The following is a 3590-nucleotide window of genomic DNA, read 5'->3' on the forward strand; positions in this document are numbered from 1 at the left end:
TAATTATGGATTTTAATTTAACTGAAGAGCAAATAATGATACGTGATGCAGCTCGTGATTTTGCTCAAAATGAACTTTTACCAGGTGTTATAGAACGTGATGAAAAACAACAATTTCCTACTGAACAAGTTAAGCAAATGGGAGAGCTTGGTTTTTTAGGAATGATGGTTGACCCAAAATATGGAGGTAGTGGTTTAGATGCTGTATCTTATGTGTTAGCAATGGAAGAAATTTCAAAAATTGATGCTTCAGCTTCAGTAGTCATGTCTGTTAATAATTCATTAGTTTGTTGGGGACTTGAAACGTACGGTACTGAAGAACAAAAACAAAAATATTTAGTTCCACTTGCAAAAGGGGAAATTATTGGTGCATTTTGCTTAAGTGAACCTGAAGCAGGTTCTGATGCAACTTCACAAAAAACAACTGCAATTGATAAAGGAGATCACTATTTAGTAAACGGTACAAAAAACTGGATTACCAACGGTGGTACTGCAAGCGTTTATCTTGTAATTGCTCAAACTGATGTAGCTAAAGGGCATAAAGGTATAAATGCTTTAATTATAGAAAAAGGTACAGAAGGCTTTGTAGTTGGAAATAAAGAAAATAAATTAGGTATTCGTGGTTCTGATACTCATTCGCTAATGTTTACGGATGTTAAAGTGCCTAAAGAAAATAGAATTGGAGATGATGGTTTTGGGTTTAAATTTGCCATGAAAACATTGGCAGGTGGACGAATTGGAATTGCTTCACAAGCCTTAGGAATTGCATCTGGTGCTTATGAATTAGCTTTACAATATTCTAAAGAACGTAAAGCTTTTGGAAAGGAAATTAACCAACATCAAGCTATTGCTTTTAAATTAGCTGACATGGCAACTCAAATTGAGGCTGCACGCCATTTATGTATCAAAGCTGCTTGGGATAAAGATCAGCACGCCAATTATGATTTAAGTGGTGCAATGGCAAAACTATATGCTGCTGAAATGGCAATGGCAGTAACAGTTGAAGCTGTTCAGATACATGGTGGTTATGGTTTTGTAAAAGAATACCACGTAGAACGCCTAATGCGTGATGCTAAAATTACGCAGATTTATGAAGGTACTTCTGAAATTCAAAAAATTGTAATCTCAAGAAGTGTTTTAAGAGATTAAATTAGATAAAAAAAGCCGACAATTGTCGGCTTTTTTTATACTTCTTTTATAACATACGTTACTATTCCCCAAATAATTAACTCATTATCTTCAGTAACTTTAATAGGCTTGTATTTTTTATTTTCAGGCATTAAATACACACACTCCTTTTCTACTTTCAATCTTTTTATAGTAAATTCTCCATCAATCATACAAACTGCAATTTTACCATTTCTATTTTCTATACTTCTATCTATAACCAACAAATCTCCATCCTCAATATTAGCATCTATCATAGAGTTTCCTCTAACACGTGCATAAAAAGTTGCATCTTCATTTTTTATCAATTCCTTATCTAAACTTATGCGTACTTCTTTAAAGTCCTCCGCTGGAGATGGAAATCCCGCTGCAATATCTTCGCTTACAATTGGCCTTTCAATCAATCCTGATTTTTTAGGAAAATAGATTTCTATATTTTTTATGCTTTTCACCTTATTTAGTTACATTTTATTTCTATAATTTCATCAATGGCAGTTGTGTACCTTGGTGATAAGTGATCTTGCTTCATTTTCCAAGTTTTATCTAAATCTTGATTTGCAATTTTTACTGTTGGTTTATTGTACTTTAAATTTAGTTTATCAATAACTTTCATTAATGATTTATGCCTTGGGTTCTCATCTTCAAACAATGAAAATTGATGCTCCTCTTCAGGCTTTAACCCCATAACAACAACCCCTGCCTTTTTATAATTGTACCCTTTTTTAAACAATTGTTTAATTCCTCTATTAGCATAATTACAAATTGTAATGCTTGAGTTTGTGATGTAAGGCAAATGCACTACAACCCCTACATTCCGCTTCACACTTGAATAGCTACTCGTTTTTAAAAACACATATAAATAATTACATTCTGAATGTTGCCTCCTCAGCTTTTCTGCACAAGCATTCGCAAATGTAGCAATTCGTTCTTTTATAGGCTCAAAATCTCTTAATACATATTCAAAACTTCTTGTTGTAGCAATAGATATTTTATCTCTTACAACTTCAATTCCTATCGTTGAATTTCCAGATAAATCTTGCTTCAAACGTAAACCAACAACTGAAAATTTATTTCTCACCAATTCATCCGATAACAAGGTGAAATCATACGCTGTATGTATATTTTGAAATTTAAGTTTCTTTGAAATACTTCTTCCAATTCCCCAAACATCTTCAACTTTAGTCCATTTCAAAGCCTTAATACGCTGCTCATTATTTAAAATTACATAAACACCCTTTGTTTCATTTGTATACTTTTTAGCTATTTTATTTGCTACTTTAGAGAGTGATTTTGTTTTAGCAACACCAATACTCACTGGTATTCCAACTTGTTTCTCAATAGTGTATTTTATTTTAGAAACATAGTCTTCTAATTCATCTTTTGAAATTCCATCTAATTTAAAAAAGGCTTCATCTATCGAATAAATTTCAATATCTAATGTGAATTTTGATAAAATTGACATTACTCTAGTACTTAAATCTCCATACAATGAATAATTAGAAGAGAAGACATTAATATGCTTTTCTTTAAAAACTTTTTCATATTTAAATGCTTCGGCTCCCATTGGCACAAAAGATTTAGCTTCAATACTTCGCGCTATTACACAACCATCATTATTAGATAAAACCACTATTGGTTTAGCTATTAGATGTGGTTTAAAAACACGTTCACATGAAGCATAAAAGCTATTGCAATCTAAAATCCCGTACATCGTATAAAATTAATAAGATTATTTTATGAATTGTCTCAAAATAAAAATCCTCATAATTATATGAGGATTTTATTAAATATATTTCCTGTTTTTTATGCTCTATATAAATCCTCTTTCCAATTTTGAATTGCCGCCTTAATATCTTTTTCTGAAAGGTTTTCTTTTTCGGCTTTTTCAACTAAAGTAGGAAACTCATCATCTGAAGCAAAACGCAATCCAATAATTTGTCGAGTTGTTATTTTGCTACTCAATGCTTTTCCTGTTAATATAAAATACCTTAGTTTTTCTTCAGCTCTAATTGCTCTATCTTGAGCTTTTAAAGCAAAAGACCTAACAAAGTAAAACATAAACAATAAAATAAAAGAGATCAATACTAATAATGAAGCTGAATATAAATTATCATCTGATGATTTTAAAAGGCCTCTTATTGACCCTATAATAAGTGTGAGAATTGCTAAGAATGTAATAAGATGATAACCAATCACCCACTTCCCATGATTTTTTAAATTTTGTTGTTTCATAATGAGATTAGATTTTAAAATGATATTTGTAAAGATATACTATTTAATTACCTCAAAAAAAGCAATAACCAAAAAAAACCTTCAACAATAAAGTTGAAGGTTTTTCAAAAGAAAGGCGACGACATACTCTCCCACCTGAATGGCAGTACCATCTGCGCTGATAGGCTTAACTTCTCTGTTCGGTATGGGAAG

4 protein-coding genes and 1 rRNA gene are annotated in these 3590 nt (G+C 31.3%); 1 reads left to right on the top strand and 4 read right to left on the bottom strand.

Annotation, left to right across the window (positions count from 1 at the left end; translation table 11 throughout):
* The first annotated feature begins 5 nt into the window (after positions 1-5).
* Positions 6-1148: an acyl-CoA dehydrogenase gene (locus GQ540_RS12245; RefSeq protein ID WP_291801505.1), complete on the top strand. Its 1143-nt coding sequence runs from the start codon at positions 6-8 to the stop codon at positions 1146-1148.
* A 35-nt stretch (positions 1149-1183) separates the two neighbouring features.
* On the opposite strand, the gene GQ540_RS12250 is transcribed toward GQ540_RS12245, so the two are convergent.
* The 4 genes from GQ540_RS12250 to rrf all read right to left on the bottom strand — a co-directional run.
* Positions 1184-1600 carry a LexA family transcriptional regulator gene (locus GQ540_RS12250; protein WP_291801507.1) on the bottom strand — a complete coding sequence of 139 codons (417 nt, stop codon included), beginning with the start codon at positions 1598-1600 and terminating at the stop codon, positions 1184-1186.
* A gap of 23 nt (positions 1601-1623) precedes the next feature.
* A complete protein-coding gene (locus tag GQ540_RS12255; RefSeq protein WP_291801500.1) occupies positions 1624-2877 on the bottom strand; it encodes a Y-family DNA polymerase in 1254 nt (417 codons plus the stop codon).
* Positions 2878-2969: 92 nt separating this feature from the next.
* Positions 2970-3398 carry a DUF6526 family protein gene (locus GQ540_RS12260; protein WP_291801502.1) on the bottom strand — a complete coding sequence of 143 codons (429 nt, stop codon included), beginning with the start codon at positions 3396-3398 and terminating at the stop codon, positions 2970-2972.
* A gap of 110 nt (positions 3399-3508) precedes the next feature.
* Positions 3509-3590 (bottom strand): 5S ribosomal RNA (gene rrf / locus GQ540_RS12265); the annotation flags it as partial.

It is taken from the genome of Lutibacter sp. (genome assembly GCF_013139515.1).
GTDB lineage: Bacteria > Bacteroidota > Bacteroidia > Flavobacteriales > Flavobacteriaceae > Lutibacter.

What these genes read in the sequence shown, in the direction of transcription:
- GQ540_RS12255 (WP_291801500.1), bottom strand. Translation starts at nt 2,877, where the DNA reads ATGTACGGGATTTTAGATTGCAATAGCTTTTATGCTTCATGTGAACGT.
- GQ540_RS12245 (WP_291801505.1), top strand. Translation starts at nt 6, where the DNA reads ATGGATTTTAATTTAACTGAAGAGCAAATAATGATACGTGATGCAGCT.
- GQ540_RS12260 (WP_291801502.1), bottom strand. Translation starts at nt 3,398, where the DNA reads ATGAAACAACAAAATTTAAAAAATCATGGGAAGTGGGTGATTGGTTAT.